Raw genomic sequence first — 492 nt, 5'->3', positions numbered from 1 at the left:
CGTTCCCTCGTTTTTGCAGTGGTTGCCGCAAGCACAGCCTTCGCGGCGCCGGCTTTCGCCGTCGAGACCCGACCGTTCGATGCTGACTCCTTCGCGGCGGTGCAGGAGGCAGACAGGCCGATTTTGGTTGCGATCCATGCGTCCTGGTGTCCGGACTGCCAGAAGCAGAAACCGATCCTGAGCGAATTGACGGCACAGCCCGAGTTCAAAGACCTCATCTACTTCACTGTCGACTTCGACAATCAGCAGGACGCGGTGAAGTTTTTTGGCGCTGGTAGGCCTTCCACGCTGATCGCGTTCATAGGCAAGACTGAAACCGGCCGCTTGGTAGCCGACACTGAGCGTTCCGCTATCGCCGTGCTTTTAGCTAAGACGCGCCCGGCCAATCGGGGGTAGCGATCAGTCCGGCCCGGTCAAGGCGGCCGTGATGCCGCCGATCTCAGCGTCGACGAGACGCGCGGTCGCCGAGGATGAACTGGCGCAGGCGATCGA

At 61.6% G+C, this 492-nt stretch carries 1 protein-coding gene; it reads left to right on the top strand.

All coding sequences use genetic code 11. From position 1 onward, the window contains the following. The coding region (locus AC5ZGW_RS46895) for a thioredoxin family protein (protein WP_496114238.1) at positions 1-396 on the top strand (396 nt) is incomplete at its 5' end. Positions 397-492: the final 96 nt, after the last annotated feature.

This window comes from Bradyrhizobium sp. Crot121 (assembly GCF_059512385.1).
This window is presented reverse-complemented; position numbering and strand designations above follow the sequence as displayed.